The sequence below is a fragment of the Paenibacillus phytohabitans genome (assembly GCF_013141775.1).
Classification (GTDB): domain Bacteria; phylum Bacillota; class Bacilli; order Paenibacillales; family Paenibacillaceae; genus Paenibacillus_AQ; species Paenibacillus_AQ phytohabitans.
Genome location: NZ_WHOB01000012.1, coordinates 241,290 through 267,295, shown reverse-complemented (window position 1 = coordinate 267,295; position 26,006 = coordinate 241,290). Strand labels below are relative to the sequence as shown.

The window sequence follows — 26,006 nt, the reverse complement described above, 5'->3', positions numbered from 1 at the left end:
TATAAAACCATGTTTCAGTATCGAAAGAAAAAGGGGGTCTTAGCATGACTCGTCCAGTATTGACCATGGAGGGAATCAGTAAGGAATTCCCGGGTGTAAAAGCTTTGGCAGATGTCGGTTTCGAGCTGTATCCAGGCGAAGTCCACGCACTTATGGGTGAGAACGGTGCCGGTAAATCGACGCTGATGAAAATTCTCTCCGGTGTATATCCGCCAACTGGGGGAACCGTCAGGTTAAAAGGCGCGGAAGCTGTCTTCGGCAGCCCGCTGGATGCCCAGCGCCAAGGCGTATCCATCATCCATCAGGAGTTCAACCTGTTTACGAATCTGTCCGCAGCGGAGAATATATTCATCGACCGGCCGGAAATGGCGGGACGGTTCGGCCGGATCAAGTGGTCCAGAATGGTTGAAGAAGCCCAGGCACTGGTCGATTCCATCGGAGGCGGGGACATTGATGTCCGTGAAGAGGTGCGGCATCTCGGTGTGCATAGCCAGCAGGTGGTTGAGATTGCCAAGGCGCTGTCCTTCAAGGCAGATGTGCTGATTATGGACGAGCCGTCGGCGGCATTACCCGAGAATGAAGTGAAGAAGATGTTCGAAGTCATCCGCCGGCTGCGTTCGCAGGGTGTAGCCATCGTGTATGTCTCCCACCGGATGAAGGAGATCTTTGAAATCGCAGATAAAGTCACCGTTCTAAGAGACGGCCGCAAAGTTGCTACTCAGCCTATCGGGGAAGTCACGGAACAGAGCTTAATTCAGATGATGGTGGGTAAAGAGGTCCAGCAGCTGTATCCTGTCCGCAAGCAGCCGCACGGGAAAGAGGTAGTGCTGAAGGTACAAGAGCTGTCCTTGGATGCCAGCCACAAGATATCGTTCGAGCTGAGAAAAGGAGAGATTGTGGGACTGTTCGGTATTCCGGGGTCAGGCTCGCATACGGTTGCCGAGCGTCTATTCGGATTGAAGCGGGGAACCGGGGAGATCGAAATTAATGGACGACCCGTTAAAATTACAAGTCCCAGTGATGCCAAAGCTAAAAAACTGGCCTATGTCCCCCCTGACCGGCACCGCCAAGGCATCATTAAGCCGATGTCGATCAGGCAAAATATATCCTTCGCCATGCTGCCTGAGCTGTCCAAAGGACTGGTTCTGGACCGCAATGCCATTCAGCATGTGAGCGCGGAGTATATGGGGAAGCTGCGGATCAAGGCGCCGGATGATAGCCAGACCGTGGATTTCTTAAGCGGAGGCAATCAGCAGAAGGTTGTGATCGGCAAATGGCTTGCAGCCCATCCGGACATTCTCATTCTTGAAGAACCGACGCGGGGCGTAGATGTGGGTGCCAAAGCGGAAATATACAGCATTATTCACGAGCTCGCCCGTGAAGGGTTAAGCATCCTGCTTATTTCTTCCGAAATGCCGGAGGTTATCGGACTCAGTGACCGGGTGCTGGTGATGTACCAGGGGGATATTGTGCATGAATTTGCCCATGGCGAAGCGGATCAGGAGCAGCTGCTGCAGCGGGCATCACATCCGCGCGGGAAGGGAGGCGCCTTATGAAACGCATTTCTAATATACATGAAGCACCTATCATGATATTCACGGTCCTAGTCATCGTGCTTTTCTCCATCATTACACCGGACTTCTTCGCCATTAATAATCTCAAGCTTATTCTGGATCAGAATACGACCATGTTTATTGTGGCCATCGGAATGACCATGGTCATTCTGCTGGGAGGCATGGATTTATCTGTAGGCTCTGTCCTGGCTGTGACGGCAACTTCAGTCGGGCTGTTTCTAAGTAAAGGTGTCCCCCCCATAATAGCAGCCCTGCTTGGTGTAGTTATCGGTGTGCTTTGCGGAATGGTGAACGGATATTTTATCGCTGTAAGGAAAATCCCCGACATTATTGTCACTTTGGCTACCATGTATATTTTCCGGGGAGTCGCTGTTGGGATAAGCGGCGGAACGTGGATGAACAATTTCCCGGACAGCTTCCGCTTTTTCGGTCAAGGGATAGTGCTGGGGATTTCGTTTCCGCTGATTATAGCCCTGCTGCTGATCGCCGTATTTATCTATTTGCTGAAATACACCCGTGGAGGAAGAAGAATATATTCCGTCGGAGGCAACAGCTCCGCAGCCAAGCTGGCGGGCATTAATGTGGCCGGTACCAAGTTCAAAGTATATGTGTTAACCGGAATGCTGGTCGGAATCGCCTCCGTTATCTTTGCAGCCAAGGTAGGGAGTGTTCAGGCATCGACCGCAGGCAACAGCCTATCCTTCGAAGTCATGGCCGCTGTGCTGATTGGCGGAGGCAGCATCTTTGGTGGCGTAGGCACCATCGGCGGAACGATGCTCGGCGTACTCTTCATGGGCATCGTCAAGAATGGCCTGATTATTGCGAAGGTATCTCCGTTCTGGGTAGATGCAACGACCGGGTTCCTGATCATCCTGGCTATCGTTATCAATACGCTGCAGCGGGCTCGACAAAATAAAGGGAAAGAAGGGGATCTGGTATGAAAGCCTGGACAAGCCGTCTGCCGCTCAAATCGAATACGCTGCTCGTTCAGCTATCCCTGCTGCTGTTCATTCTAATCCTGTTCAACTTCCTTTCCCCCTATTTCTTATCTGTCACCAACTTTATGAATGTGCTGAACCAGATGGTGGAGGTCGGGCTTATCGCCATACCGATGACGCTGATCATTATATCCGGTGCGATGGATCTGTCGGTCGGGTCGATTCTTGCTTTCTCTGCTGTCACGATGGGAGTTGCCTTTGAGCGCGGCTTCAACATCTGGATATGCGTCATATTCGGCCTGCTGGCGGGTCTGATGTGCGGAGCCGTTAACGGTTATCTTATTGCAAGGCATAGGATGCAGGCAATTGTCGTCACCATCGGGATGCTGGTTATGCTCCGGGGTCTGGTCTATGTCATCAATGAAGGCAGACCGATCAGCGGCTATCCCGATTCCTTCTACTTCCTTGGACAGCATTACATTGCCGGCATTCCATTTAATGCAATTGTGCTGGTCGTGTTGTTCCTGATTGCCAGCTTTGTTATGAAGAAAACGAAGTACGGCACCTATATTTACGGAATCGGCAATAACGAAGAGGTTGTACGCTATTCCGGTATTCCGGTAGTCCGTATCCGTTTTGCACTCTTTATGCTCAGCGGGTTATTCTCTGCACTGGCGGGTGTATTCCTGGTATCACGGCTGGCAAGCGCCGAAGCGACATCGGGTACCAATATAGAGCTGGATGTCATCACAGCTACTCTGATAGGCGGCACTCATATTTTTGGAGGGAGGGGAAGTCTTACCGGCACATTCGTCGGTCTGCTGATTATTGTGTTCTTGCGTAACGGTCTGAATTTGCTGGGCGTTTCGGTGCTGTATCAGGCAGTCATTTTAGGAGCCCTGCTGCTGCTTGCGGTAGGAAATAAAAAAATTAGTGGAGAGTGAACCCTATGAAAAAAATGACATTAGCGTTACTGACTGGCGTACTTGCTTTGAGCTTGACTGCTTGTGGAAATGCGGGGAATTCTCAAGCGGATACCGGGTCCCAGGGCAACAATGGGGCTGCGGCTTCCGGCACTAGAACCTACTTCATCAACCCGAAATCGATCGGGCCCGCTTACTGGGCTGCTGCGGAGAAAGGGGCCAAGCAGGCGGCTGAGGATATGGGGGTTGAGGTTGTATTCAATGCACCAACCGAGGCGGATTCGTCCAAACAGATTAACATGATTCAGGACATGCTGACCCGCAAGGTAAGCGGAATCGGGGTATCTCCGAATGATGCCAAGGCGGTGGGGCCTGTCTTCAAGAAAGCGGCTGACCAGGATGTGAAGATCGTCACCTGGGACAGCGATGCGCCGGATACCGACCGTCAATATTATGTTGCCCCGGCCACGGACGAAGAGGTCGGAGAACTGCTGGCTAAGACAATCGGGGAAGAGATGGGCGGCAAAGGGCAGGTTGCCTTCATGGTGGCAGGTCTCGGCTCCCAGAATCAGATTGCCAAATCTGATGCGGCCAAAGCCTATTTCGCAGCTAACTATCCTGACATCGAACTGGTAACAACGGTATCCAGCGACGATGACCAGCAGAAGGCCTATGCCAATGCGCAGAACTTAATCCAGACCTATCCGGATCTCAGCGGGATTATCGGGTTCGCGGGCGGTGAACCGCCGGCAGCAGCTGAGGTCGTTGAACAGGCGGTGAAGGCGGGCACCATTGAGCAGGGGCAGATCGCCATTACAGGCATTGCTGTTCCAAGTGTTGTGAAGAACTATATCTCTAACGGCACGATCAAAACAGATATTATCTGGGACCCGGCCAAGCTTGCCTATACTACCGTTTATATTCTGGATCAGCTGGCCCAGGGCAATGAAATTAAGGACGGGATGGAAATCCCGACCGTGGGCGCTGTCAAAGTGGACGGACAGAACGTATTCATCGGCACGCTTGAAGTCACCAGTGAGAATGTGGACAGCTTTGACTTCTAGTCAAAGCGGGAATGGAGGCGGCTTAAATGGAGCACAAAGTCATTATTGAAGATTTGACGGGCACCGCGTTTGCCCCGTATGGCAAAGTTATTGATCTGCCCGCAGATGAGCCGTCCAAGACAGGTGACGGCTGGAACTGCTGGAGTTATATTCAGATGCTGGACGTGTCGGAGCCCATCGGCTTCGGCCTGGTTGAAACACAGCAGCGCGCGTTCGAGGTTACTGCGATGGAGCGGCATGTAAGCCGTGAAGAGCTGCTGCTCACCTTCGACCGGGAGATTATTCAGCCTGTTGCCTGCTGCAACGACATCGACGACCCGGAGGAGCAGCCTGATCCTAGGGCGGTGAAATGCTTCCGCATTAAGCCGGGACAAGCGATTGTCATCGGCCGCGGAGTCTGGCACAGCCCGGCCTATCCGGTGTCCGAAGATGCCCGTTATCTCTTCGCCATCGAGAAGAAGAAGGACAAATTCGGAGATGAGATGGTCAATCCGTGGGTGGATTTCATCGGCGGTGACACCATCCGGTTTGCATAAACGTTAAGACTACAGCTGACGCCGTTCCGCCGGGAACCTTCCCGGTGAAGACGGCCAAGAAGGAGCAGAGATGATGAATCAGGAACAGCAGGTCATGGAATGGATTGAGGATCATCAGGAGGAAATTCTTGAATTTTTACAGCAGCTGATCCAAATTCCCAGCGTCAACCCTTGGTTCTTCGATGAACCGGGGCCATCCAGGGAGAAGGAGGTTCAGGAATTTATCTCCCGTAAGCTGGAGAGCCTTGGTGCAGAGACCGAGATGTGGGAGCCGGATGCGGATGAGCTGAAGCAGTATGAAGGAATGGCGGGTTATTACCCGGGACGTGATTTCACCGGCAGACCGAATCTGGCAGCTACGTTTGGAAAAGGAACACCGGGTAAGTCATTGTTGTTGTTCGGTCATATCGATGTTGTTATGGCCGGCTCGAAATGGACGGTTGATCCGTTCGAAGGCACCATCATTGACGGCAAAATGTATGGGCGCGGTACTGTAGATATGAAGGGCGGCGTTGCCGCAATGATTATGGCAGTCGAGGCTGTTCTCCGCAGCGGATTGAAGCTTAAGGGACCAGTCGTTGTAGGAACTGTAGTAGACGAAGAAGCGGGCGGCATGGGCGCACTTGATTTCATCCATCATGGCTACCGGGCCGATGCCTGCATCTTGACGGAACCGACCTCGCTGACGATTGCTCCGCTGTGCAGAGGAATTCTGTGGGGCAAAATCAGGATTCAGGGCCGCAGCGGCCATATCGAAATGCCGCAGGCAGACTGGAAAGACGGCGGTGCAGTGGACGCCATCAAGAAAGCGCGCTATATCCTGGATGCGTTCGACCGGCTGAATGAAGAGTGGGCAGTAAGCAAGACTCATCCTTATTTATCGATTCCGTGCCAGGTGCATGTGGCCCAGCTTAATGCAGGTGAATATCCGACCTCCTTTGCAAATGAGGCAGAGATTGTCTTTAATGCACAATACCTGCCGTCCGAGCGCGACGAGAAGCTGGTTGGAGGGAATGTGAAACGGGAATTGACGGACTTCCTGCGCCAGGCTGCCCTGCAGGATCCATGGCTGAGTGAGCATCTGCCGGAAATCGAGTGGATGGTCGACGCGGACTGTGCGGAAACGGATGTAGCCCATCCGTTCGTGCAGACCTGTGTCCAGTCGCTGCAGGCGATTGGCGAGACAGGCACGATTGAAGGGCTCGGCTTCCACACCGATATGGGCTGGCCGGTTAATGTAGGCATTCCGACAATTAACTTCGGGCCCGGTGATCCCAGCCTGGCTCATCACAGCGACGAATTCACCCCCGTTCATGAAGTAGTCCAGGCTGTCAAAATGATGGCCAAGACGATTATCGACTGGTGCGGAACAGAGAAGGCTTAAGTATGCAATTTACAGGCGTTCAGGCCTTATTGATAATATGAGGAATATGGAGGTGCCATCATAATATGAAGATTTTGTTTGTTGGAGAATCATGGGTAGTGCATATGATTCATACCAAGGGGTATGACAGCTTTACATCCACCAAGTATGAAGAAGGGGCAACATACCTGCTGTCCTGTCTGCGCAAAGAAGGTATTGAGGTAACCTATATGCCCGCACATGAAGTACAAGTCCGATTCCCCCAGTCACTGGAAGAACTTAAAGCGTATGATGCCATCGTGATCAGCGATGTAGGAGCGAACACATTCCTGCTGCAGAACCCGACCTTCTATCAGATGCAGATCATACCAAACGCTCTGGACAATATTAAGCAGTATGTAGAAGAAGGCGGCGGGTTGCTGATGGTCGGCGGTTACCTGACATTTATGGGGATTGAGGGTAAGGCGAACTACACGAATACGGTTCTGGCTGAGGTGCTGCCGGTTATTATGCAGAGCGGTGACGACCGGGTGGAAATGCCGTCCGGATTCTCTCCTGTAATCGCCAAAGAACATCCGCTTGCAGACTACGGCGAATGGCCGAAGCTGCTGGGATACAACAAGCTGGCGGCCAAGCCGGATGCTGAAGAGCTGCTGAGCCATAACGGCGATGCCATTCTTACCGTTGGCACGTACGGCAAAGGCAGAACCGCTGCCTTTGCCAGCGACTGCTCGCCGCACTGGGGCTCCACAGAATTTATGGAATGGGAGCACTATTCAGCGTTCTGGGCTAACCTTGTCAAGTCGTTGAAGCAGGGTTGAAATCAGATTTTGACGAGAGAATTCAATGTACAGCAAGAACAGCGTCTTCCGTAACCGGAGGATGCTGTTTTTTTATATTACTTTTAGCCTTTTAAGTTATTACCAAATTCATTTAAGGGAGTACATTTTCTTATTTGCCCCGGAAGCTATAATGAAGGACATGAGAGCTCCTTAATACAGCCGGAGGGATGAGAGAAATGAAAGCGGTTTTATACAATCAGCGAAATCATGTCGGAATAAACAAGAGAAATAATTTTTGGTTCAGAATAAAAAGAGATGCCATCCTGTATGCCCTGTTGCTGGTGCCTCTGTCGTACATTGCCATTTTTAAATATGCTCCCATCTATGGCTTGATTATGGCATTCCAGGATTACAACATCTTCGCAGGAATAAGGGGGAGCGAGTGGGTTGGACTCGATGTGTTCCGGTTTATTTTCCAGCAGGACAGCTTCTATCGTGCACTGAAGAATACGTTGGTGCTGAATGTTCTGGATCTGATCGCGGGATTTCCGGCACCGATTCTGCTGGCCATTCTTCTGAATGAAGTAAGGCAGGCCAGATTCAAGAAATTAACCCAGACGGTCCTGTATCTGCCGCACTTTATGTCCTGGGTGATCATTGGGGGGATTGTATACCTGATGTTCTCGAACAGCGGGATGGTCAATCACTTCATAGCTGCCCTCGGACTAGAGAAGATTGAGTTTCTGTCGCAGAAAGTCCCCTGGCTGATCACCTACATCTTCGTTGGTGTCTGGCAGAATATCGGCTGGGGGACGATCATCTATCTGGCGGCGATCACCGGGATCAATAAGGAATTGTATGAGGCCTCCGATATGGACGGGTGCAGCAGGCTCCGCAAAATGTGGCATATTACTCTGCCCGGCATTAAGCCGACGATCAACATTCTGCTGATCCTTCAGATTGGGCGGATGGTGTCCATCGGGTTCGACCGCCCCTTCGTGATGGGGAATTCACTGGTCAGTGAATATTCCGATGTAATCAGTACCTTCGTGTATAGAGTCGGCATCAGCTCGGGAGACTTCTCCCAGGCAACAGCGGTAGGCTTATTCCAATCCGTGGTCGGTCTGACCCTGCTCATAGGCGCCAACTATATCGCGAAGAAATTAGGTGAGGATGGAATATGGTGAAGCTGATGAAGAACGTGCGTCCAGGGAAAAAAATGAGTGTAGCCGATGTTGCGATTATAGTATTCATTGTGGCCTTGTCCTTCACATGTATTGTTCCGTTCTTATATATGATTGCGCTTTCGCTAAGCTCTAACGAAGCGATTGTAGCCCAGAAGGTAGGGTTGTGGCCGGTTGGCTTCACTACAGAAACGTACAAAACGATCTTGAGCGATATGGATATGCTGTACACGCTGGGATATAGTATTGTGCTTACCATTTTCTTCACCGTCGTGTGTATGTTCCTGACCATTTGCGCGGCATATCCGTTAACGAAGAAGCGGCTGTGGGGAAGAAATTTCATTCTGTCAGCCCTCGTCTTCACGATGTATTTCAGCGGCGGACTGATTCCTTCCTATATTCTGGTTAAAAACCTCGGTATGATGAACACGGTATGGAGTCTGATTCTGCCGGGCGCCATGAGTGTCTTCAACCTGATCATACTGAAAACGTTCTTCACCTCGCTTCCTGAGAGTCTGGAGGAATCAGCGTCCATTGACGGGTGTTCGGATCTGGGCATTCTCATCCGGATTGTGCTTCCGCTCTCGCTGCCTTCCATTGCCACATTAAGCCTTTTCTATGCTGTGGACCGGTGGAATGGCTTCCAGGATGCCTTGTTCTATATTACGAAGAAGGAGCTGTACCCTATGCAGCTCAAGCTGTACCAGATCATTTCGGCCAATCAGCAGCTGGATAGCCAGCAGGGGGGAGAAGGAAGTATAGGCTCTTTCATTGTGCCTGAATCCCTGAAAGCAGCGAGCGTGATGTTTACAACCGTTCCGATTCTATTGATCTATCCCAAACTGCAGAAGTATTTCGTAGACGGTGTGATGACAGGGGCGATCAAGGGCTGATAGAACAACATATTAGATCAAAGGAGGGGATTCCAGGACAGTTGAATGATAAATGTAAAGCTAAGGGTTTACAGCATGAACGATTTCAATAAACAGGGGCATGAAAGGGTGGTTTATAGTGAAGACGGACATGAAGAAAATAGCAGCAGTTCTGTGTAGTACAGCTCTTCTGGCCAGTGTTGCGGCAGGCTGTGGAGGCAATGACAACAAGAGCGGGGAGACATCATCGTCAGAGGCATCAACGACTGCATCTGGCGCCCCTTCCGGTGCTCCGGTAACCTTGACGGTAGAAGTGTTCGACCGCGGGGTTCAGGGACAGCCGGATTTGAACAACAACAAATGGACCCAATACGTTAATGAGAAATTCGGCAAGCCCAATAACGCCATTGTAGAATTTGTTCCTGTCCCCCGCTCCCAGGAAGTCGACAAGCTGAATGTGTTAATGGCCGCGAACCAGGCTCCTGATATTTCCTTCACCTACGACGGGACCCTGGTCACCCGCTTCGCCAAAAGCAAGGGACTCTATACGCTGGACGAATTGCTGGAACAGCACGGCCAGCAATTGAAGTCGTACCTGGGTGACAAGGTGCTCTCCTACGGAAAATATGACGGCAAACAGGTCTCCATCCCGGGCAAGCGGACCCTGCTGGCCTGGAACGGAATGTTCATCCGCAAGGATTGGCTGGATAAGCTGGGCCTGCCGGTTCCGACGAACCGGGACGAATTGTATGAGACGCTGGTAGCCTTCCGTGACAAGAACCCCGGTAATGTTGACGGCGTCATCCCTTGGGCTACAGCGGCTGCCGGGATGAACTACACCTTCGGCAACCTGGTGCAATCGTTCTGGAAGACCATGCCGGAGGAGGAATTCATCACCACGACTAACTGGCTGAAGCCCGGTAACAAGGAGGCTTACCAATGGCTGAACAAGCTGTACAATGAGAAGCTGATCAGCCCCGATTTTGCCCTGGACAAAACAACCAAGCAGGCGGATGCTGATGTAACCAACGGCAAGGTAGGCTTCTATGCCGCCAACTGGGATTATCCGATGACACAAAAAATCCGTGTTCCGCTGATGCAAAATTCACCGGAGGCCAACTATGTTCCGATTGATACCTTCAAGAATGACGAAGGCAAATACCTCAAAGAGGTATATAATGAGAATGGTATATTCTCCTTCATTCCCAAGAGCAGCAAGAACGCGGAGCTGGCGATTAAATATCTGAACTGGATGGCTGATCCGGAAGTGATGTTCTTCCTGCAGTTCGGTGATGAGGGCGTTAACCACAAGATGGTAGACGGCATCCCTCACGGGATTGCACAGACCGGCGAGAAAATGCAAATGAGCAATTTGAATATGGATTATACGATGATTGTAAACGGCGCTGAGCTGGGCGATACCGAAAAGAATGTCAGAACCTATGCGGCAGCGCTGGCAGCTGGGGACAAGAGTTATGAGAAGCTGGCGATTGACTCCTATGCAATCAATACAACGGACGGCTATAGCAGCTACAACTATGGCATACCGAACGAAGCCAATATCAAGTACGGCAAAACGCTGGGCGACATGAACAAGCAAATGATTGACAGGGTGATCGTTGCCAAGCCTTCAGAGTTCGACGCCCTGTACGAGAAGCTGGTGAAAGAATATATGGACGCCGGCGGGAAAGCTGTTCAAGAGGAGAATGTGAAGAATTACAGAGAGAGCCAAGCCGCCAAAAAATAAGCTCATCATATTCGGATAAGCCATTGAGAGTTTCATCATGGTTTATCCGAATTTCGGTTGCTATTCCCGGACAATTTCACTATTATTCAGAGGAATCCATAGGTTCAGGAGGCTACCCATGTACAAGGTCATGATTGTAGATGATGAGTCGTGGGCGATAAGAGGAATACAGAACGCCTTCGACTGGGAGAAGTATGGCTTTGAAATTGCAGGACAATATACAAGCGCTTACAAAGCGTGGGAGGCCATACGCACACAGCAGCCGGACTTGGTGTTTACGGATATCCGGATGCCGGATATCTCCGGGCTGGAACTGATGAAGCGGGCCAAAGCTCAAGGGCTGAACATTGAGTTTGTCATCGTAAGCGGATATGGGGAATTTGAATACGCCCAGGAAGCGATACGCCACGGGGCGCTCGATTATTTCCTGAAGCCTCTGGATGTCGATATGGCGGATACATTCATTGCGAAGCTGGCCGCTCACTTCTCCCGGAGAAGCGCAACGCGCAATCACCTTCTTCTGGATGCGCTGACCTCGGGGGATGAGACCGAGATCAGGCGATTCCTGCCGCTTCCGGCCAGCATGGCTGTATGCTATTACCAAGTGTTTGCGGTCTATTTGCGGAGTGATATTAAGGGTATCAGGAAGCTGTTGTCTCCGGAGGGCAGGAACATAACTGCCGTGGAGGTTGAAGCCGGGTCCCGGAAGCTGCTGGTCGTGCAGATGGCTGAGCATCTGAGCAGCTTGGAGTGGACCCCGTATGAAGGGGTGCTGACAGAGACGGGAATCCAAAGTGTGGGCATCAGCAGCATCAGCAGCCAGCTTCAGCAGGTGAGCAAACTTATCAAAGAAGCTGACCTGTCCGCCTCGCATATTTTTCTGGAGCAGACTTCAGCAGCCGTTCACTATGAGCCGAAGCTTCATCTCATGAAACCTTGTATTGATGGACTCTATACCATCATTCACGGGAATTCGCTTGACGATATGGATGTGTACATTACAGGACTGCAGAAATACTTCAGGAACCATCTTCTGGGCATGGGTGAGGTGGTCTACTTATGGAATCAGGCTGTCGGGATGCTTATAAACACGTATGCTGAGGAACTGAGGGACATGGAGCTGGAATTCCTCAATTATTCCGAGATCAAGGAACGGTTCGAAGACTTTGCGTCTCTGTGCAGCTTCTTGCATGACGTCCTTACGGTCATCCGGCATGGCAGCAGCCGTTCCTTGCAGGAAGGGGATATCCTATCCTGCTTCAACCGGATGGTCGCCTATATCGACCGGAACTTTGAGCAGAAGTTGTATCTGAAGGATTTGTCTGTCCAGTTCTTCATTAATCAGGTGTATTGCTGCCAGTTGTTCAAGAACAATCTGGGCAGAACCTTCTCCGAATATGTGGCAGAGCTGAGGATCAGGAAAGCCCGGGAGCTGCTGAAGCATACGGACCTGTCCATTGAGCAAATTGCCGTTAAGTCGGGGTATGTGGATTATTATTATTTCAATAAAGTGTTCAAGAAGCATTGCGGGATGACGCCCACCAAATTCAGAAAAAGCTAATCGGATCGGAGCGGTAAGCCATGAAGACCAGTAAAGTGAAATTAAAACATCAGATATGGCTTATCTTTTTTTTCTCGATCGTTATATTTACCGTCATGGAGATCTATTTCTTCCATAGCTTCTCTAATTTAACCCAGAAGCGGGCTGCCACTTACGGCAACCAGATGATTGAACAGACCCGCCACAAGATTGATACGGTGTTCAATGATATCCGGGTCAGCACCGGAATTGCAGTCAACAGCAAGCTAATTCAGGAATTCTCCGTGGAGGTTGATGACTACAAAAGAGCGTTCGACAGCGGTCCGTATGCACTGGATCTTATGGAATACATGAGATCCTTCAATTCCTATGTGAACGGCATCATCATTAACGACATCAAGGGAAGGCGGCTGCACAGTCTGGACTCGGCAAGCGGCGATATTTTTTTCATCAACCCCTATGATACTTTTATTCAGAAATATAAGGATGACCCTGTGCTGCGGGAGCAGGGGATGTTCACCACGATTCTGAAAGACGAACGGACAGGTACGGAACAGTTCTTCTATATCGCGCCGATTGTGGAGAATATTGGGGGAGTCTATTTCTCCCAGATTACAGGTTACTGCACCGTGATGGTCAATATGGACAAGCTGCAGGGGCTGGTGGAAAATACAGAATTAACAGCCAATTCCACCTTGTACATACTGAATAACCGGGACGAAGTAATCGCCTCCACGAATTCTAATGCCCGCGGTACCTTGTTCAGGGATGTGCTGTCTATGGATAAGGATATCCTGCTTAATGGTGTAAAAGAAACCATCGACGGGGAGGAGATTCTCGTTCAGGTCAAGGGTCTGGAGGAGGCTGACGGATGGCGGGTTGTTAGTATGATTCCGGTGCGTGAACTGACTGCGGACATGGCCCCGATGCGGAAGGTTAGTATTATCGTCGGCATTGGCATTATTCTAACCATGCTCTTAACCGGCAGCTTCTTCATGAACAATCTGATGCGCCCGCTGATGGGACTTGTGATGGATATGAAGAGGGTGGGGAGACGGGACATGGGCTTCCGTATTAAAGTCCGGTTCACCAATGAGGTGGGCTTGCTGGCCCGTGACATTAACCGGATGATGGATGAAATGGAGGAAATGGCCAGAGACATGTTTGGTACCCAGGCCAGACTCTATGAATCCGAGCTGAGCCAGAAGCAGGCGGAATTCTCTGCCCTGCAGAGCCAGATTAATCCTCACTTCCTCTATAATACGCTTAATTGTATCAGCAGCATCGGATTGGAATACGGAAGCAGGGAGATTGCGCAAATTACATTCTGCATGTCTAAAATCTTCCGGTACAGCATCAAGAAGGATAATCTTGTACAGATCCGGGAAGAAGTGGACTGTATTCAGGCCTATATGAAGATTATCTTAATCCGCTACGAGAATAAATTCTCCATGGAGCTTGATGTGGAGGACAGGCTGCTATCTATGAAGACGCCCAAGATGATCCTCCAGCCTATAGTGGAGAATTCCGTCTACCACGGACTGGAGCGGATGGACGAAGGTGGACGGCTTCTTGTTACAGGAAGCATCGATGCGAATGGAGATGTGTGCTTCTGTGTTACAGATACAGGGAAGGGAATGGAACCGGAAGTACTAGCCGCCCTCCAGGCCAAGCTGGACACGGATTCCCCGGCGCGGGCATCAGACGGACAACCGGTACAAGGTATTGGGATCACCAATATTCATAACAGGCTCCGGCTGCTGTTCGGAGAAGGTTACGGGATCACTATAGAAAGCCGGTTCGGGCATGGAACCACAGTGACCGTGAAGATTCCGCAGCTGGCGTACGACCGCGATACGATTGAAGAGTTTAGACAATCTGAGGGAATGTGAGCTATGACGACGCCGATCCTGCGGACAGAATAATCCCGTCCGTAATTCGTAAGATCCGACTGGATTCCCAAGGTTCCCCCTGGAGGACATCAGACAGATCTTTACCGGGAAGGGCAGATAGGCTAATCGAATGTGCAACCAGGACACTTCCTTAAATCGGGAGGTGTCTTTTTGGATTGCATAGCTTCAGAAGCTGGCAACAGTATGGACAAGGATGTGGCAGCGCCTGTCGTCGCCGGAAATAGTTGGATTAACTACACTTGCTCATGAACAGAGGTGTCCTTCACAGGGAACAGTTGGAAAAATAGCACTTAATAGGCGGCAAATCGAGCAGAGTAGAGGAAATCTCTGGAATTAAATGACGTTTTTCCAACTAATTCTCTCAGATGCTGCAAACCGTCCAAATTAAGATACGTTTATCCAACTAATCATTTATTCCATATAAGAGGCACTAAAGAAATAAACAAAAAGCAAAAGAAACGGAGGGGAAATTTGGAACTGTAGGAGCGGTAGCGACCGCCTGAAAGCTTTCCGCAGGAAAGCTAGCATCGGAAGCAGCAGCAGTCACCGGATTTCCACCGCGAAGAGCCGTATTTATCAAGAAATCTGGTGACAACAGCGGCCGGAAGTCCAAATGTTCACCGCAGTGACGACGAAGCTTCAAGTTCAATACTTAAGTGCCTCTTATATAACCTCAGATTCACCCTCCGGTTGATTTTATGGTTTCCTGCCACAGTGAAGGCACTTTTTCTAAAACGGTTACAAAAACCATTTAAGATAGTACATTTTTTAAAAGTTCTCCAGAAGGTAGAATGAGGACGCTAACCCGAAAAATCTAAACAAGAGGGAGATGAAAAAAATGAAAGCGTTTTTATCTATCGAAGGAGGGCTGCACATGCCTGGCAAAAAATCCAGAGTGCTGCTGCTGTGTCTCGCACTGCTGCTGATGCTGCCACAATGGGGCGGGGTGGCTGCTGCGGAAGAGTCAACGCCAGCTTCACCGGGGCCGGCCGCTGTACAAGGAGGGAATAACGTGTCCGATTTCTACAATGTTATTATGCAGACGGGAGCCGATCCCTGGGTATACCAGCATACGGACGGCTATTATTACAACGTATTCGTCAATGCCAGCGGGATCATGATCCGCAGGGCGAAGACCATCACCGGCATTGAAGCAGGTGAACGGAGCCTGGCCTGGACACCGGTTAAGGGGACCCAGTATAGCTCCAATGTGTGGGCGCCGGAAATGCACTATCTCAAAGATACGGACGGAGCGTACAAATGGTATATCTACTTCGCGGCCGACAACGGAACCAACGCCAACCACCGTATGTACGTGCTGGAGAACGCCAGTGCAGATCCGCTGAGCGGAACCTGGGAGTTCAAAGGTAAAATCACCGATCCCACCGACCGCTGGGCGATCGACGGCACGGTGCTGACGGTGGGTGAGCAACACTATTTCATCTGGTCCGGCTGGGAGGATACGGACGGAAGCTTCCAGAATCTATACATCGCCCGGATGAGCGATCCGCGGACCATAAGCTCGCAGCGGGTACTGATATCTACGCCTGAACATGATTGGGAGACGTCCCCGGGCAGAATCAATGAAGGCCCGCAGATCACTATAAAGGGCGACACCATTAATCTGATCTATTCTGCCAACGGAAGCTGGACAGACAGCTACTGCCTCGGGCTGATTACCGCCAAACTCAGTGATGATCCGCTTAATCCGGGCTCCTGGATTAAGCGCGAGCAGCCGGTCTTCACCAGTGCGAATGGCGTGTACGGCCCGGGCCACCACAGTATCGTCACCTCTCCAGACGGTACAGAGGACTGGATTATCTACCATACCGCCCGCTGGCCGGGCTCAGGCTGGACCCGCAATGTCCGTGCGCAGAAGTTCACCTGGAATGAAGACCATACGCCGAACCTGGGAGAACCCGTCAATCCAAACAGTCCGCTTGCAGTGCCTTCGGGTGAGCCGGTGCGGACGCGGTATGAAGCGGAAGCAGCTCTATTGGTGCAAGATCCGGCTGGTGAATCTTCCCCGGCTGTCCGTCGGGAAGCCTCCGCTTCCGGCGGGGTGAAAGTCGCCAACATCAGCAGCGCCAATGATTATGCCCAGTTTACAGTAAACGCACCGGAGGCGGGATTTTATGTGCTGTCTGTGCGTAATGCCAATGGCTCACCGGGTGCGGGAGATGCCTCCCATATCCTGTCGGTCAACGGTGGTTCCGGAGCCGCTATGAACATCGTCTATTCGGGTGATAACCGCTGGGGAGCCTCCACGGCGAAAGTCTATCTTCAGCAAGGCGACAACCTCCTCCGTTTCTCGAAAGGGAACAATGTGGCTGAGATCGACAGTATGGACGTATTCCGGCTTGATACGGCGGAGCTTCTATTTGAAGCTCCCGGGTTCACGCTAGGCTTGGGGGAAACCCGCAGCTTGCCACTGTATACGGTAACAGGCACTACCTATTCCGCTGTTAACACGGGAGTTGTCCTCAGCTCTTCTGATACGAAGGTGGCTGTTATTGACGGCGGGAATCAGATTAAGGCTGCCGGAGCAGGAAATGCCATCATTACCGCTTCATACAACGGGAAAATGGCCACAGCCACAGTTAATGTTGCTGCTGAATCTAGATCTGTACATTCCGTAGTCTTCAGCGGGTTGAAGCCCATTCTGACCAGCGGGCTGACCAGCTTACCCCTTCAGCTAACAGCACATTACAACAACTATGAAGTACAGAATGTGACACAGAATGCCCAGTATACCAGCAGCGATCCCGAAGTGGCCCGGATAGATTCTAATCCAGTCACCCGTTCAGTATACGCGGTTAAACCGGGTACAGCCCTCATTACAGCCGCATATAGCGGCAAGCAGGTTACCTTCCGCTTAAAGGTAATTGCAGCATCGGATGCGGTTCAAGTAACTTCAGTAGTGAGGACTCCTTCTGGAGTAAGCCCCACGCTGCCCGGCGTTGTGGATGTTGTCTACAACAACGAGCCGAAGCAGGCCGCTGTCGTCAGCCGGGAGCTGACAGGACTTGATTTCAGTTCAATTGGCACCGTTCAGGTGCCTGTTACCCTGAAGCTGGCCGGACGTGAGTTCTTCTCCACCGTTTCCGTAGAAGTTGTTCCGGGTTACGGTCTGGATGAGATTGTGAATCAGCTTCGCAGCAAGCTGGTCAATTTCTCCTATCCTTTGGGCGACGGGCTAGGTAACTATAGTCAATCCAAGTATAACGCCTTCGTGGCCGAAGTGGATCACGCGGAGGAACTGGCCGAGGACGCGGATTTGACCAAAATGCAGTTTGACGGGGAGCTTAATAAGCTTGCTGAAGCAGAAGCGGCCCTGTTAGCTTCGCTTAACACTACACAGGATGGTGTGTTCTATAACGCTTACCGGGATTTCTCCGGCGACACGGCGGGCAAATACCCTTACGGCATTGTCAGCGAAGCTCTCACTGGCGGTGCTGCCGCCACTGTGCAGGAGGAAGGCGGGAATAAATTCCTGCGGCTGACAACTGCAGCTACAGCGGGTAAGGTCAATCTGTTCCTGCCGTATATAGGTGAAGTCAAGGCCGGTACGAATCAGCGCGTCGTCATCGAATACCGCGTCAGATTAAACAGCAGCTTCCAGTACGCCAATGGAGCCATGGTGAGAAACGACAGCGGTACCAGCAATTATTCCATGGTCACGGCGTTTGATACGGGTAAAATCATCGTGCAGAATGGAGCCTCTACTAAGGTTAAGGTTAAAGACTTCAGTCTGAGCACATGGTACAAAATCAAAATGGTGGCTAACTGGGATGCCAAGACTTATACCGTCTATATTAACGATGCTCCGGTTCCGGTGGCCACGGACTTCAGCTTCCGCCATACCGGCGGCAGCAAGCTGACCGGCCAGCTGTTCGGCATCGACGGCTACGCTAATGCCTCCATCGACTTCGACGATTTTAAAGTCAGGGTTACCGGAGATTAACCAATAATGGGGTGAGCTGAAGTGATCCGATATTCAAAACGTTTGTTTGCAATGATGATCACAATCGTACTTTTGGCCGGGGGGATGCCCGCCTATGCTGCCAATACTCCGCTTTCAGAGGACGGAGGAATGCTATCTGAAGCGGGGAAGGCCGGCGATTTCCCATTAGCGGCTAACGGAACGGCCGCGGCCCTCTGGGTTGACGCCGGGGAGAAAGCTCCGGTCAGACGCGTGGTGAATGACTTGAAGGAGGATATCAAGCGGGTCACCCGTCTGGACGCCCATGTGAATAGCGGGGCCGCCTTGCCCCAGGGCCCCGTCGTGATCGTGGGCACACTGGCTGACAGTGCTCAGATCCAGGCGCTTATTACCGAGGGGAAGATCAGCGCAGCTGAAGTAAGCACAATTAAAAACAAATGGGAAGCCTACCTGATCAAGGTGGTAGACGGCAATACGCTGGTCATCGCCGGATCGGATTCCCGTGGAGCCATCTTTGGCGTATACGAGCTCTCGGAACGGATGGGGGTAGACCCGTGGTATTTTTTCGCGGACACTGCAATCCAAACCAAGGATGAGGTATATATAGCGGCCAATACTTCGGTTACTGATATGCCGGATGTGCAGTACCGGGGCGTATTCCTCAATGATGAGGAAAAGCTCAGCCGCTGGGCCAAAGAGGTCTTCCAAGACCCGGACACGATGGGGCCGCAGACGTATGCCAGAATTTTCGAGCTCATTTTGCGGCTGAAGGGCAATTACCTCTGGGCGGCCATGCATGTCAATTCAATCAACAATGTTCCGGGCAATATGGAGCTGGTGCAGGAATACGGCATCGTGCTCGGCTCCAGTCATCCCGATATGCTGCTGCGGACGAACACCCACGAGTGGGATGAGTGGAAAAAGAGCTATGCTGCCCGGAAGGGGGTTAACCCCGACACGATCCAGTACGATTACACCGTGAGCAAGGAGGCCGTGCTTCAGTACTGGCGGGAAAATATTGAACGCCATCAGGACACCGAGGCGCAGTGGACGCTAGGGATGAGGGGAATCCATGACGAGGCTTTCAATGTAAAGAATCTCATGGAGCCTGCTTTTAATTACCTGGGCGGTGATTTGGATGAGCGCAAAGCTGCCCTTATGAATGAGATCATCCGGGAACAGCAGAAGCTGCTTCGGGAGATACTGGGCCAGGATAAATACGAGAATGCCTTCCAGGCGTTTATCCCTTACAAGGAAGTTTTGCCGATCTATAATCATCCCAGATTTGATCTGCCGGGGAATGTGACCGTGATCTGGTGCGATGATAATCACGGGATCATGCGGAGTGTTCCGGAGGCCGAAGAACGTGCGCGCAAAGGCGGACACGGTCTATACTATCATGTCTCTTACTGGGCACCTGTTGACCAGAGCTATCTATGGCTCAATTCAATCCCTCTGGCCTTGATCGGCGAGGAGCTCAGCAAGTCGTGGGATCATCAGATCCGCAAGTCCTGGATCCTCAATGTGGGCGATATCAAGCCGCAGGAGGCCGAGATGACCTTCTTCATCCGTTACGGGTGGGACACAGAGAAGTACAAGAACCGCGCAGATCAATTTCTGAAGGACTGGGCTTCCGAACATTTTGGCAGTGCGTACAGTGACGAGACCGCTGATATTTTGGGCTCCTTCTACCAGCACACCAATGTCCGCAAGCTTGAGCATATGAAGGTGGGCCTGTTCAACCAGACGGACTATGGAGATGAGAGCTCCAGGCGCATGGCAGTATATCAGGACTTGTTCAACCGTACCGCCGCTATCTACAATGCGTTGCCTGAGGCGCAGAAGCTGAGCTTCTATGAACTGGTGCAATCCAAAATAAACTGGGCCTATTACGTCAACAAAGCCTACTATTATGCGGATCGAAGTAATCTCGCTTCTGATCAGGGCAGGATGGCTTCCGCTGATACGTTCCTCAAGCTCTCTCAGGAGGCCGATCTGGCAAAAAAAGACGAGATTGCGCGCTATAGTTCGATGGCAGAGGGCAAATGGAAGGGATTCATCGATCCCGAGATTGCGCCGCCTCCGGTCATTAATCAGCTTCCGCCCGGCACACCGGCGCTGGTGCTGGGCGACCCGTCCATGGGGGTGGTCGTGCAGGGTGAGGTAATGCCACAGGCGGACTCCGCTCTGGTCTTCTCCCCATACAACCAGGATGGCAAGTTCGTTCTAGTCTTCAACAAAGGAGCCGGCAGCATCAGCTGGACGGCCGCCGCCGATCAGCCTTGGATACAGCTATCTGCTGCGGCAGGAACCGTAAACGACGAGACCCGGCTCTGGGTGACCGTGGATCAGATGGAAGCCCACCAGGGCGCAACCGCAGCAATTACGATTACCGATACTGCCGCAGGCACGAATAAGACCATTCAGGTGGTCATTGAGAATCCGGCAGTGCCCCTGTCCGCCATCCAGGGCTACGCGGAGGCTGACGGCTATGTCTCGATCGAAGCCGAGCATTACAGCCGCTTGAATCCGAAGGGCGGTAAGACCTGGAAGATCGTCCCTGATCTGGGGCGTGCTTTTGGCGGTGATGTCGTGCGTGCCTCTGCTCCTGACCTGAGTGCCGTAGAGGAGAGTGCAATTCTCTCATCTGCTCCCAGCCTGGAGTATGACATTAATCTGACCTCATCAGGCCAGTTCCCGCTGGAGATCTACCGGATTCCCACGCTCAATTCCAAGGGGAAGGTACGCTTTGCAGTATCTGTAGATAACGAAGCCCCGATGGTTGTGGAATCGGCCGCCGCCGATGAGGGTCAGGGCACCGTCTGGGTGAGCAACATTTTCCATATGATCGAGAAGCATGTGGTGAATCTGCCCGCTCTGTCAGCGGGACAACACACTATTAAGCTGTGGATGGTAGATAACTTTATCATGGTTGACAAAATGGTGCTCTACACCGGTCCGGAGGGTATTATTCCAACTGAGCTGGGTCCTGACGAGAGTTACAACCACGAATACAACACATCCTTCAGCTCCGGCACTGATCTTCTGCCTTGGACCCTGGCGGCAGCGCAGGCGAAGAATATCCCGGCCGGCTGGGGCGGGGGAGCTTTTGTAGAAGCGGATGGAAAGGTGGGCATTGAAGCCGATTACGCCATGGAGCATGTGCTTGAAGCCGAAGATCAGATTACCGCGGATATGAAGGCGTACACCGTCTCTAAGCGGGATAAGGCCCAGGCGGCAGGGAAGCTTCCCAATGCCTGGCGCCTGACTCAATCAGACACCGGCATGGCCATGCGCCTTCCCGATCTGGGCGCACAGAGGTCAGAAGATGCCGAATTCCCTGTATATAGTCCGGAATTGACGTACACCATCCATTTCAGCAACACGGGTACGTACAATGTCTGGGTCCGCTGGCGGTATGTTGACAACGCTTCCGACTCCATCCGCGGCGGGCTGGACGGCACGCTTGGCAACTTCCCGGCAGATGTATTCTTCAGCAATAATCTGGATGAGAAGTGGCACTGGAAAAACGTGGGTAAGGTTACCGCCGCCACAGCGGGCGAACATGACTTCAGCCTGTGGATGCGCGAGGACGGTCTGTATATCGACCGTATCTACCTGACGAAGAGCGGCGAAACGCCGACCGACACCCTCTGGACGCCCTCCCTCCGTACGGAGAGTACTGTAGGCCAGAGACTCCAGACAGCTGTGAACGCGAAGCGCACTGCAATGTCAGGGATCTCTTATCCCTTAGGTGACGCTCCCGGTCATTACAGTCAGGCGGCATACGCCTCCTTAATGAGCGCGCTTGCGGCGGCGGATGCCTTGGCCATGAGCGGTACAGCTTCGCAGCAGCAAGCGGATGAAGCCCTGAATGCCATTACTGCCGCTGAGACAGCGCTGGATAACTCTCTCCTCCTTACAGGGGGTGGCGTGACCTATAATGTATACCGGGATTTCTCGGTTGATACGGCGGGCAAATATCCTTACGGCTTTAACGTAGAGGGGATGACTAATGGTGCTACGGCCACTGTGCAGGAGGAGAATGGGAATAAATTCCTGCGGTTGACCACAGCTTCTGCTTCCGGCAAGGCTGACCTGTTCCTGCCCTATACAGGTGAGGTCAAGGCTGCTGCGAATCAGCGTATCGTTATCGAATACCGTGCCAGAGTCAACAGCAGCTTCCCGTACGCCAATGGCGCCATGGTGAGAAATGACAGCGGGAGCAGCAATTACTCTATGGTCACGGCGTTTGATACGGGTAAAATTGTTGTGCAGAATGGAGCCTCCAGCAAGGTTAAGGTGAAAGACTTCAACCTTAACACCTGGTATAAAATTAAAATGGTGGCTAACTGGAACGCCAAGACTTATACCGTCTATATTAACGATGCTGCGGCTCCGGTGGCCACAGACTTCAGCTTTCGCCATACCGGCGGCAGCAAGCTGACCGGCCAGCGCTTCGGTATCGACGGCTACGCCAATGCCTCTATCGATTTCGACGACTTCAAGGTTTACATTACTAACATTAACACTACTAATGCCCGGCCGGAATCGAAGGATCAACCAATTGAAGCGGCGGGAGTCATGGAGGGATAGATATGTCAACTCCGTTATATGAGAAATTCGAGCCTTTACGAAATGCTAAGCTTGTTCTGGGATATCTGACATCCATGGTAGATGAAAAGGAAGATAACCTTCCGTACTGGCTGGTGCTGCCTCATAAAAAACCAGCTGAAGCCGCTCATTGCCGGGTGGATGATGCCGAGCTGGTCGGCTCATGGTATGAAGCCATTGACGCCGTCCGCAAAATGCTGAAAACGGAAGAGGGAGCAGAGGTTCAGTCCTCCTTTTCCCGCCATCTCATGAAGTCCTGGGGAGAGCACGGGCTTCGCTTTCATGAGCCATACCCCTGGACCCATACGAATCACAGCTCATTTCATGAAATGGGCTATATTCTTCCGGCGCTGAACCGGATGGTGGAGAACAATCCTCTGGACCCGGAGCCGGATAAGAGGGCGTCCGAGCTTGTAAGAGGGCTCCGCTCCCTGGTCATCGAAAGAAAGGTCCGTACCTTCTGGTCAGGCGATTATGAGGAAAAGGAGCCGGTGTACGAATTCCCCAATGACGTGTATTTGAAAGACGGCGGGTTCGATCTGTCCCGGCATACCGGGCGGGGGGAGCAGGCAATCCGCAATGCTATTATTCTTCACTCCCTGGTGCGCAGATATGAGATCGCCGGAGACGGGGTAGCGCTTGATCTGGCGGTCGGCATTGCCAACCACCTCTTAGGACCTTCACGGTATTTTAATTACAAAATGGAGTTTTTCGGCCATGTCCATTCCGCGGGCTGGGTGGCCTCGGGTCTGGTCCGTCTTGGACGTATCACAGGGACCGGGCAGTATATTGCCGCAGGCAAAGGGATATATGATTATATCCGTTCCCTGTCCTCCTCCTTCGGCTGGGTGCCCGAATATGCCCAGTGGCATCCCCAGCATGAAGAGCACTGTGAAACCTGCTGCATCAAGGATATGATTGAATGCGCCAATGAATTGATTCTGGCCGGGTACGAGGAATACTGGGGTGATATGACCCTGTTTGCACGGAACCAGCTGGTGGAGAACCAGGTCAAGGTATCTTCCTATGTAGTGACAGACAATACCCTGCCTGACGGGGAGGGAGTCACCTACAGGGAGATTGACAAGAGAATGATTGGCGGCTTCACCGGCGGTTCCCTCGTTAACTCCATCTCATTGTCCAAATTCCGCTCTATTGCGGGCTGCTGCGTCGGCATGGCTCCGGTGGCACTGGAGATCGTATGGAATCGGGCCGTGGAATTCTGTGATGGGAGAGTACTCGTCAATATCCCCGTGGATAAGGAGACGGAGGAATCGACGGTAAGCATGAATTACCCCGATACAGGCTATATTTCCATCAGGCCCAAGATGCGCTGTGATGTAGCGGTACGGTTGTACGACTGGATGGGGCAGGACCTCAGCACGAAGATTAATGGAGTAGAATGCGCAGCCTCAAGGGAGGGTAATCTGGCGGTATTCCGCAATGTAGCTGCGGGAGATATTGTCGAGCTGGAGCATCCTGTCGAAACGGCGGTGGTCCAAGAAACGGTGCGGGGCAAAGAGTATTCGGTATCCTGGAGAGGCTGTGACGTCATCGATATGCTTCCGCGCGGAGAGCACTTGAGACTGTACCAGCGGGATTTACAGCTACCGAAAACCTATCCGTCTGCGGTAGATGTTCACTTCACCGGAGCCGCCAATTATGGTCCTACCCAGCAGGCGCAGGACAAAAAGTAACGGCAGCCACAGATACAAGTTTACAAAGTTACAAACAGAAGCCACAGCCGGAAAAAGCAATGTCCCGGTTGTGGCTTTTTTGTTCCGTTTCATTGCAGAGGAGTTGAATGCCTTTCTTGCATTTAATGCAGGTGAAATGTGTCACAATTGTTAATTATATGGGTTATTATGGTAAAATAATATAGGTTTAGGGGATTTTTTATGCAAAATAATTGACCGTAGGAAGAACGAGGTCTATAATCTGGTATATAATGGAATGTAAAGGAGTGAAATAGAAATTGCTACAACTGGATGGGATGGATTCAGATTCTTTAACAAATATGATTAAAGTCTCGTTTTCATGGGAAAACTGGGCAGCAATCATCGAAATTTCAGACAAGCTCTTTGAACTCGCGGCCATTACATATGACTCCACACAGCAACATAGCGCCAACAGCAAAAACGGAAAAAGACACATAGCCTATTACTTTGGTTACAGTTCGTGCATGAAAGGGATTGCTTATCAGAAATTAGGTGATTATTCTGAGTCAAGGAAATGCATCAGCCGATATGCAGACTTGAGCTGGATTAAAGAATTAAACGAAGAGGGGCTTGCAGAGGTCGAATACTATAAGAATATTGCTGTAGCAAACACCTACGTTCTGGATCTGCTTGAAGGAAAAACGAATGTTCTGTCTGACTATGTGGAATTTATCCTCAAGAGTGATAAAGAAGAACTTCTGGCAGGCTTAATCACAGTGTTAGAATCCGCAATTAAATATAATTACCCTATCGATTGGGTGCTTGAAGAATTTAAGGAGCAAGTCGAAGAAATAGGCAGCAAAGAGAAACGGGAAGATGTAAGGTACTATATAGATTACATCTATTTACAATCCATTTATTTATATAAGAGGGAAAAAATTGTCGATGCCATAAACCTAATATTGGATAATTTGATATTAAGTGATAATCTTGAAGACGGGACAGGCTTTAGGAAGACGACTGCATTTTATGAACTCGTCAGGCCCTATGCTTCAACCTCACAACTAGAGAGACACCGTAGGATCATGCAAAATATCTTAGAGAGGGAGTTTTTAAAAGATGAAAAGAACATGCTTGTTATTAACAGTCGCATTGTTGATTAGTTCTGTCGTAATCTCAACTTCCGCAAGTGCAGCAGATAGTAGCAGTCCAAATGTAAATACGGCATCTAACCTTATTACCATTAATAATCACGGGGCAGGACACTGATCTGAGCTTTGTCAAAAGAAATAACTTAAACGCAGAAAAACCCGCGCCGAGCGCGGGTTTTTCTGCGTTTAAGGGAACAAATATCT

General features: G+C 51.3%; 17 protein-coding genes. 16 read left to right on the top strand and 1 reads right to left on the bottom strand.

All coding sequences use genetic code 11. The annotated features are described in order from the left end of the window. Window positions 1-44 precede the first annotated feature (44 nt). The 12 genes from GC101_RS01485 to GC101_RS01430 all read left to right on the top strand — a co-directional run bounded on the left by GC101_RS01485 (window position 45) and on the right by GC101_RS01430 (window position 14,415). Window positions 45-1,556 carry a sugar ABC transporter ATP-binding protein gene (locus tag GC101_RS01485; RefSeq protein ID WP_171715824.1) on the top strand — a complete coding sequence of 504 codons (1,512 nt, stop codon included), beginning with the start codon at window positions 45-47 and terminating at the stop codon, window positions 1,554-1,556. Continuing rightward, complete coding sequence (locus GC101_RS01480) at window positions 1,553-2,515, top strand: ABC transporter permease (RefSeq protein ID WP_042213995.1); 963 nt, start codon at window positions 1,553-1,555, stop codon at window positions 2,513-2,515. The genes GC101_RS01485 and GC101_RS01480 overlap by 4 nt, the downstream gene beginning before the upstream one ends. Continuing rightward, a complete protein-coding gene (locus GC101_RS01475; RefSeq protein WP_171715823.1) occupies window positions 2,512-3,456 on the top strand; it encodes an ABC transporter permease in 945 nt (314 codons plus the stop codon). The genes GC101_RS01480 and GC101_RS01475 overlap by 4 nt, the downstream gene beginning before the upstream one ends. 5 nt (window positions 3,457-3,461) lie before the next feature. Then, entirely contained in the window at window positions 3,462-4,499 is a 1,038-nt protein-coding gene (locus GC101_RS01470; RefSeq protein WP_171715822.1) for an autoinducer 2 ABC transporter substrate-binding protein, read from the top strand. 26 nt (window positions 4,500-4,525) lie between these two features. Beyond that, window positions 4,526-5,035: an ureidoglycolate lyase gene (locus tag GC101_RS01465; RefSeq protein WP_171715821.1), complete on the top strand. Its 510-nt coding sequence runs from the start codon at window positions 4,526-4,528 to the stop codon at window positions 5,033-5,035. Window positions 5,036-5,105: 70 nt separating this feature from the next. Next, a complete protein-coding gene (locus tag GC101_RS01460; protein WP_246354112.1) occupies window positions 5,106-6,419 on the top strand; it encodes a M20 family metallopeptidase in 1,314 nt (437 codons plus the stop codon). Window positions 6,420-6,484: 65 nt separating this feature from the next. After that, a complete protein-coding gene (locus tag GC101_RS01455; protein WP_171715820.1) occupies window positions 6,485-7,219 on the top strand; it encodes a glutamine amidotransferase in 735 nt (244 codons plus the stop codon). Between the two features lie 197 nt (window positions 7,220-7,416). Continuing rightward, window positions 7,417-8,367, top strand: coding sequence for an ABC transporter permease (locus tag GC101_RS01450; RefSeq protein ID WP_171715819.1), 951 nt, complete (start codon window positions 7,417-7,419; stop codon window positions 8,365-8,367). Then, window positions 8,361-9,257 (top strand): carbohydrate ABC transporter permease, encoded by an 897-nt coding sequence (locus GC101_RS01445; RefSeq protein ID WP_246354110.1) that lies wholly within the window; start codon window positions 8,361-8,363, stop codon window positions 9,255-9,257. The genes GC101_RS01450 and GC101_RS01445 overlap by 7 nt, the downstream gene beginning before the upstream one ends. A 118-nt stretch (window positions 9,258-9,375) precedes the next feature. Beyond that, on the top strand, window positions 9,376-10,983 hold the full coding sequence (locus GC101_RS01440) for an extracellular solute-binding protein (RefSeq protein ID WP_171715818.1): 1,608 nt from the start codon (window positions 9,376-9,378) through the stop codon (window positions 10,981-10,983). Between the two features lie 118 nt (window positions 10,984-11,101). Beyond that, entirely contained in the window at window positions 11,102-12,544 is a 1,443-nt protein-coding gene (locus GC101_RS01435; protein ID WP_171715817.1) for a response regulator, read from the top strand. Window positions 12,545-12,564: 20 nt separating this feature from the next. After that, the gene (locus tag GC101_RS01430) at window positions 12,565-14,415 is read left to right on the top strand and encodes a sensor histidine kinase (protein ID WP_171715816.1); all 1,851 of its coding nucleotides are present in this window, start codon (window positions 12,565-12,567) and stop codon (window positions 14,413-14,415) included. A gap of 451 nt (window positions 14,416-14,866) precedes the next feature. On the opposite strand, the gene GC101_RS01425 is transcribed toward GC101_RS01430, so the two are convergent. Further along, a complete protein-coding gene (locus GC101_RS01425) occupies window positions 14,867-15,085 on the bottom strand; it encodes a hypothetical protein (protein WP_171715815.1) in 219 nt (72 codons plus the stop codon). 225 nt (window positions 15,086-15,310) lie between these two features. Here GC101_RS01425 and GC101_RS01420 point away from each other — a divergent pair, with 225 nt between their 5' ends. The 4 genes from GC101_RS01420 to GC101_RS01405 all read left to right on the top strand — a co-directional run bounded on the left by GC101_RS01420 (window position 15,311) and on the right by GC101_RS01405 (window position 25,814). Further along, entirely contained in the window at window positions 15,311-18,400 is a 3,090-nt protein-coding gene (locus GC101_RS01420) for a family 43 glycosylhydrolase (RefSeq protein ID WP_171715814.1), read from the top strand. A gap of 21 nt (window positions 18,401-18,421) precedes the next feature. Continuing rightward, window positions 18,422-22,975: a glycosyl hydrolase 115 family protein gene (locus GC101_RS01415; protein ID WP_343049547.1), complete on the top strand. Its 4,554-nt coding sequence runs from the start codon at window positions 18,422-18,424 to the stop codon at window positions 22,973-22,975. Between the two features lie 2 nt (window positions 22,976-22,977). Next, the gene (locus GC101_RS01410) at window positions 22,978-24,690 is read left to right on the top strand and encodes a hypothetical protein (protein ID WP_171715813.1); all 1,713 of its coding nucleotides are present in this window, start codon (window positions 22,978-22,980) and stop codon (window positions 24,688-24,690) included. A gap of 278 nt (window positions 24,691-24,968) precedes the next feature. Further along, complete coding sequence (locus GC101_RS01405; RefSeq protein ID WP_171715812.1) at window positions 24,969-25,814, top strand: DNA-binding protein; 846 nt, start codon at window positions 24,969-24,971, stop codon at window positions 25,812-25,814. Window positions 25,815-26,006: the final 192 nt, after the last annotated feature.

Coding starts and splice junctions, on each gene's coding strand:
- GC101_RS01450 (WP_171715819.1), top strand. CDS start 7,417: ATGAAAGCGGTTTTATACAATCAGCGAAATCATGTCGGAATAAACAAG.
- GC101_RS01485 (WP_171715824.1), top strand. CDS start 45: ATGACTCGTCCAGTATTGACCATGGAGGGAATCAGTAAGGAATTCCCG.
- GC101_RS01420 (WP_171715814.1), top strand. CDS start 15,311: ATGCCTGGCAAAAAATCCAGAGTGCTGCTGCTGTGTCTCGCACTGCTG.
- GC101_RS01480 (WP_042213995.1), top strand. CDS start 1,553: ATGAAACGCATTTCTAATATACATGAAGCACCTATCATGATATTCACG.
- GC101_RS01470 (WP_171715822.1), top strand. CDS start 3,462: ATGAAAAAAATGACATTAGCGTTACTGACTGGCGTACTTGCTTTGAGC.
- GC101_RS01475 (WP_171715823.1), top strand. CDS start 2,512: ATGAAAGCCTGGACAAGCCGTCTGCCGCTCAAATCGAATACGCTGCTC.
- GC101_RS01430 (WP_171715816.1), top strand. CDS start 12,565: ATGAAGACCAGTAAAGTGAAATTAAAACATCAGATATGGCTTATCTTT.
- GC101_RS01435 (WP_171715817.1), top strand. CDS start 11,102: ATGTACAAGGTCATGATTGTAGATGATGAGTCGTGGGCGATAAGAGGA.
- GC101_RS01465 (WP_171715821.1), top strand. CDS start 4,526: ATGGAGCACAAAGTCATTATTGAAGATTTGACGGGCACCGCGTTTGCC.
- GC101_RS01445 (WP_246354110.1), top strand. CDS start 8,361: ATGGTGAAGCTGATGAAGAACGTGCGTCCAGGGAAAAAAATGAGTGTA.
- GC101_RS01455 (WP_171715820.1), top strand. CDS start 6,485: ATGAAGATTTTGTTTGTTGGAGAATCATGGGTAGTGCATATGATTCAT.
- GC101_RS01460 (WP_246354112.1), top strand. CDS start 5,106: ATGATGAATCAGGAACAGCAGGTCATGGAATGGATTGAGGATCATCAG.
- GC101_RS01410 (WP_171715813.1), top strand. CDS start 22,978: ATGTCAACTCCGTTATATGAGAAATTCGAGCCTTTACGAAATGCTAAG.